The organism is Mucilaginibacter sp. (assembly GCF_036383575.1).
In the GTDB taxonomy this organism is placed as follows: Bacteria; Bacteroidota; Bacteroidia; order Sphingobacteriales; family Sphingobacteriaceae; genus Mucilaginibacter.
On sequence record NZ_DASVOB010000661.1, the window covers coordinates 1 to 4,653 of the forward strand.

The following is a 4,653-nucleotide window of genomic DNA, read 5'->3' on the forward strand; positions in this document are numbered from 1 at the left end:
ATTTTACCGAATACATTAACGGGCGACGGCCGCCGCTTGAAGGGGCATAGCCTTGCTCAACAACAAAACCCTCGTGCATTAACTCGTTGATGGCTTTAGCTATAGAAGGGATACTTTTATCAAATAACTCACTTAAGCCTGCACACGACATAGCCTTATTAAAATAAAGCCTTTTAATGATCATATTTTTTAACTGGCTGCCCTTTACCCCTTTATTTGTAAGTTCCATTAACAATTTTTATAGTTTGGTTTATAACAGGCAACACCTTAGTGTTCTGAATTTATAAAATTAAAAATAAAGTAATTAAGTACAACTGTATTTATTACAGTATTAAACCTGTTGTAAGTACATGGACATTATTAACGTACCATTTGCCTACAAAGCACAAAAATATCTATAATATCCGTGTACGATATAAAATATGCGAAAGTTTTGACTAAAATTTACCGTCCCAGATTGCTTTATCTTTATTTTTCCGTATCGAAAGCTTTGAATATACTTCAACACCGGCAGGATTATCTAAATCGGCAGGCGACTCTATATCAGTTTCGTAACAATCATCATAACATTCAACACGCCACCTTACAAACCTTCCATATGGGTTTAAATAAGGCCTGGCGTATTCATGCTCCCGCTTCTCCAGTTGTTCATAAGCATCCTCGCCTGATTTTGCCTTGATCAGTACAAAGCGTTTTTCGATTTGCTGCTTCTTAGGTAAAATCCCTTCCTCTTCAATAACAACAGTCATTTTCACGCAAAAGTATCTGTCGGGCAATACTTTTTCTTTTATTAAAAATTCAGCATGCTCTATTGATTGGATCCAGGTACTGGCAACATAATCAAGCGAAGCAATATTTTTAAGCTGGTTATATTTTAGTTTCGCGATAATAGCTTAGGGCCTTTTTTTAAGCCCTGAAATTTCAAAGCTTTCAAATAACTCAAGGGCGATAAGTTTTTTACAGTTATCTATGAAATTTTTGTTTATTGCCTTGATCCGTTCTTTAGGTTTCAGGTTGATGAACAGGTCCTGCTCGGGGTATTTGAGAACGATCTTAACAAGTGCAAAGCGCTTAGTATTAGAAACCTTTTTATCTAAAACCCAATCCCTTAATCCGTAAATATCTTTCATTTTAATAATTAACCTGGGGCTTATGGTAGCAGCCAAAACCACTGCCCGCTCCGATACCCATCATATCGCGATCCGTAACTTTTTAAATGGCTCAACGCAAAAACGTTGTACATTGGGATTCGTTATAATACAATGGCGTAATCATAGAGTAGTTTTATCTTTTTCAATTTGCATGAACATCCAGCGCTGACCTTCCAGGTCGGCAGCACGGTAGCGCGTGCCGGGGAAACCATATTCAAGTTCGCTTAGGATGATGGCCCCTTTATGTTTCGCGGTGGCATAATGCTGCTCTACATCATCTACATAAACCAAAACACCATTAATAATATATGGCACCGTACTCCATTTAGCAGCAATATCACAATTTTGGGCATGATGTGCCGGACTTTGATAATTGGGCGTTGGCTCGGCCAGCATTACCAAGCTATCGCCCATTTTAAGCTCACCATGAGTAAGGCGACCGGCATCATCCGTCATCCGCATATTTTCAGTGAAACCAAAAACATCGCACAACCAGTCCATAGCCGCAATGCCATCTTCATAGGCAAGCATGGGGATTATTTGTTGGTTGGATTCACTCACAGTACCACTAAGGTAAACTATTACAGCTTATTTGTCAAAACGACCATGGAATCGCCTTTAAAACAGGAGGCACCAAACGGAGTCAATGTATTGATGCCAAAATGTCTATAAACACAATACTCCTACGGAGTGTCAATTTGGTTAAAACTCCGTAGGAGTATCATGTTTATAGGAAACAAAATAGGACCTTAAGGCTCCGGTAGGTGCCTCCCCTTCACCATTTATTTCAAATACAATTTTCCGTCAAAGCAACTTACTTCTCCTCCAACTGCTTTTTAAGCTTAGCAACTTCATATTCCAATTTAAGCACGTATTCGTTTTGCGGGGCGAAGGCTTCCTTAATTTCATCAACAGTATATCGTGGAGTGATATGCTGCGGACAATTCCAGTCGAAGGCTTTAACATCAAAGAGGAGCATGCGTTCAGCTGTATGTTTGTATTCAGATGGATCTATCAGGTCAAATAGTTCCGGATTATCGGCAAGCTCAACAATCCGCACATCCGCATAGATCTTGAGCCTTGTTTTGTGGGGATAATCCATCAAAAACAAAGATACCTGTGGATGCGCCATCACATTACCTACTGAAATATACTGTTTGTTACCCCTGAAATCAACCACACCAATAGTATGGTTGTCTATCACCTTAATGAAACCGGCAGGCCCTCCCCTGTGCTGAATATACGGATAGCCGTTTTCGCCAATACTGGCCATGTAAAAGCTGTCGCGGCTTTCTATAAATGCCTGCTCAAATTCGGCAATACCCTCTTTATCGGCCATGAGGTTTTCCATGCGGGCGTAACTGTCCCGGCTACCGTATTTTTCCTGCAGTTTTTTAACACCATCGGTAAAAGCAAAGCGTGCAAAGTTCATGATATAAATAATTTAAGAGTTAAATACTTATGCCCGCCTTGCAGTGCAGGGCGGGCATAATCGTGTAAACAAACTATAAATCGAAAATATTATTTAACCAATTCGGGAATAGCCGGCCAGTCAACCGGTACCTGGGTCAAGGCATATACATAGTTGGTGATGGTTTTATCGCCAACAGCTACAACTACATCGATCAGGTTAGCTTGTGTATAACCGGCAGCATAAAAGTTTTCCACCAGTTGATGATCAGCGTGGCCTTTATTTTCGGTGATTGATTTAGCTACTTTAACCAAAGCATCAATTTTTGCATCAAATGAAGCAGAACCACCACGGATCTCAACGATCTGGTCATCAGTAAAGCCGTTCATTTTAGCAATGGCTGTGTGGGCGGCGGAACAATAAGCACAATCATTTACCTGGCTTACTATAAGGTTTACGGCTTCTTTTTCTTTGGCGCGTAATGATGTTTTACCGTTTGAAAGTGTTATATAATTAGCCAATGCATGGTCTGAAGTTGCAAAAACTGCAAACAGGTTTGGCACACGGCCGATTACTTTGGTTAATGTATCAAATATGCCCTGATTTTCTGGTGTTACTTGTTCTCTTGTTGGAATTGCGAAAGTTTTCATTTTTGTAATGTTAATTTTTGTTGTTTTGAATTAACAATACAAAGATGGCGAGTTTAGCAGCCCTACAGAATAGACAAACTTCCCGGGTTCTTGTAATTATTTCCCTTCGGCTACCAAAACCTTATTATTTCTGAAATCGGTAGGTGAAAAAGAGGTATGCTTTTTGAAGAAATTGCTGAAATAAGCCGCATCCTCAAAACCAAGCTCATAAGTTATTTCCTTGGCCGATTTATCGGTATAGTATAATAAGCGCTTAGCCTCTATAATAAGCCGCTCCTGAATTACCTGCAAAGGCGGCTTGTGGTTATACAATGCAAAAAGGTTGGACAGCGTTTTGGGCGATTTATTTAACTGCTGCGCATAATAGGCTACCGTATGATGTTCGCGGTAGTTATTCTCCACCATTAAATTAAACTTGCGGATAGTGCCAAATTTTTCATCGGCCATCGCCTCTTTATGACCGCTGTGAGCCTTTGCCAGGCGGGTTACGATAATGATGAGCCGCTTCAACAGCATCCGGAGCATATCTATCTGGATGTTATCTGCTGTTTCAAATTCCTCGATAAAAATATCAAGCAGGCGCTGCAATTTAAACTGCATGGTTTCGTCAAGCGTAACAAACACCTGCCCGGCGCTGCCATAAAACAGGAAGCCTACGCAGCTTACTTCTTCATCATGGTCAACAATGCAATAAAAATCGCGGTTAAACTGCCAGGCTACAATATCCTGAGGTCGTTCAAAACGGAAGGATTGGTTAACCATTAAGGGCAGGATGGTATTGGGCAGAAAATCATACTCCACCTCATCAATGGTTACGGTTTGCTTTTCGCTCTTGTTCCAGGCTATGGTGAGGTATTTATGCTGACGATCGCGCGTAAAAAACATCCTGTCGAAATGTTTTTCATTGATAAGCAGCAGCAGATCGCCGCCTGTAGATTGTTCTGTGACCGATAATTTCATTTTTTGCTTAAACGCAAAGGTATTTAAAAGTAGTAATTAAGCATTCACCACTATCGGTTTATCGCAGCCAGATGACCAATCATGCTGAACATTGGTCATGAGCAAAGCGTTATCAAATCACACAGTTTTAACAACGGCTTAACATACTTCATCAAACATTCATTCAAAAGAAAGAAATTGCGTTCAAATTGCCTTTTAATGCTTAAAGGCAATTACTCCTACTAATTTAAGAATGACTATTACCCAATTCCTCGATCAGCATCAAGATGCTGTGCAAGTTGCTTTATATGCTCTAATCATATGCTCATTATGGCTAATGGAAGTTTTTTTTTCGGCAGGTATTTCGGTAAAAAAGCGCTGGCAGCATAATAAAACCAACCTTCTGTTCATTTTTACCGCCCTCCCTATACAGCTATTGCTTACAACCATTGTTTTGATCATACTCGGCTGGACCAACGCCCATCATTGGGGATTGATCAAT

Annotated in this window: 6 protein-coding genes and 1 pseudogene; all 7 read right to left on the reverse strand. The window is 40.2% G+C overall.

The genetic code is table 11. The features are described 5' to 3' along the window. A pseudogene (locus tag VF500_RS23205) lies at positions 1–229 on the reverse strand (sugar kinase); the annotation flags it as partial. 208 nt (positions 230–437) lie between these two features. Next, complete coding sequence (locus VF500_RS23210) at positions 438–776, reverse strand: DUF4288 domain-containing protein (RefSeq protein WP_330861956.1); 339 nt, start codon at positions 774–776, stop codon at positions 438–440. A gap of 117 nt (positions 777–893) precedes the next feature. After that, a complete protein-coding gene (locus VF500_RS23215; RefSeq protein WP_330861957.1) occupies positions 894–1,130 on the reverse strand; it encodes a hypothetical protein in 237 nt (78 codons plus the stop codon). A 141-nt stretch (positions 1,131–1,271) separates the two neighbouring features. Beyond that, positions 1,272–1,682, reverse strand: coding sequence for a VOC family protein (locus VF500_RS23220; protein WP_330861958.1), 411 nt, complete (start codon positions 1,680–1,682; stop codon positions 1,272–1,274). Positions 1,683–1,965: 283 nt separating this feature from the next. Next, positions 1,966–2,583 (reverse strand): pyridoxamine 5'-phosphate oxidase family protein, encoded by a 618-nt coding sequence (locus VF500_RS23225; RefSeq protein ID WP_330861959.1) that lies wholly within the window; start codon positions 2,581–2,583, stop codon positions 1,966–1,968. A gap of 89 nt (positions 2,584–2,672) precedes the next feature. Next, positions 2,673–3,212 (reverse strand): carboxymuconolactone decarboxylase family protein, encoded by a 540-nt coding sequence (locus VF500_RS23230; RefSeq protein WP_330861960.1) that lies wholly within the window; start codon positions 3,210–3,212, stop codon positions 2,673–2,675. 96 nt (positions 3,213–3,308) lie between these two features. After that, positions 3,309–4,172, reverse strand: coding sequence for an AraC family transcriptional regulator (locus tag VF500_RS23235; RefSeq protein ID WP_330861961.1), 864 nt, complete (start codon positions 4,170–4,172; stop codon positions 3,309–3,311). Positions 4,173–4,653 lie beyond the last annotated feature (481 nt).

Excerpts from the sequence above, each read along its gene's own strand:
- VF500_RS23215 (WP_330861957.1), bottom strand. The coding sequence starts at position 1,130 with ATGAAAGATATTTACGGATTAAGGGATTGGGTTTTAGATAAAAAGGTT.
- VF500_RS23235 (WP_330861961.1), bottom strand. The coding sequence starts at position 4,172 with ATGAAATTATCGGTCACAGAACAATCTACAGGCGGCGATCTGCTGCTG.
- VF500_RS23230 (WP_330861960.1), bottom strand. The coding sequence starts at position 3,212 with ATGAAAACTTTCGCAATTCCAACAAGAGAACAAGTAACACCAGAAAAT.
- VF500_RS23220 (WP_330861958.1), bottom strand. The coding sequence starts at position 1,682 with ATGCTTGCCTATGAAGATGGCATTGCGGCTATGGACTGGTTGTGCGAT.
- VF500_RS23225 (WP_330861959.1), bottom strand. The coding sequence starts at position 2,583 with ATGAACTTTGCACGCTTTGCTTTTACCGATGGTGTTAAAAAACTGCAG.